At 61.5% G+C, this 467-nt stretch carries 1 pseudogene; it reads right to left on the minus strand.

From position 1 onward, the window contains the following. Positions 1–222: 222 nt before the first annotated feature. Positions 223–467: pseudogene (locus DKT70_RS17540) on the minus strand (IS5/IS1182 family transposase); the annotation flags it as partial.

A 467-nucleotide genomic window follows, 5' to 3' on the forward strand; every position in this document is an offset into this window, starting at 1 on the left:
ACCGATGCCCCGAGATCTTCCTCTCCGCGATAGCTCTCGCAGCAACAATCCTCTTCTGGCTCTGAAACTCAATGAGGCTGGAGCCTAGTGCGTGTGCGCCAGTCCCAGGGCATGTCGAACTTGCCACTCCAGACACCAATCTTGCGGTCTCAGCAGTTCGCTCCTCTTGGCTTTATTGCGGAAGTCGGCATTAGGAGATGATGGCCCTTTCCCCAGCTGAGGTCAGGCCACGCGTTCGATCTCGGCGGTGCCGAGGGCGTTGAAGCGGTTCATCGAGGCCACGCGGATGTGGATCTCGGCCGCCTGGCGGTCGGGGTCCCTCGAGGCGATCCGCTCGCTAAAGGGTTTCAGGTTCTTCATCAGGTCCTCGACTGGCTGCGGACATGGGGGCCGAATTGTCTTTTCCAGATCGTCCGGCCGAGTCGCCGGGTCGCCCTTGGGGTGTCGTTGCGGGGCGAGGCAGTGTT

Origin of the sequence: Paracoccus sediminilitoris, assembly GCF_003259195.1 — a bacterium.
Lineage (GTDB): Bacteria > Pseudomonadota > Alphaproteobacteria > Rhodobacterales > Rhodobacteraceae > Paracoccus > Paracoccus sediminilitoris.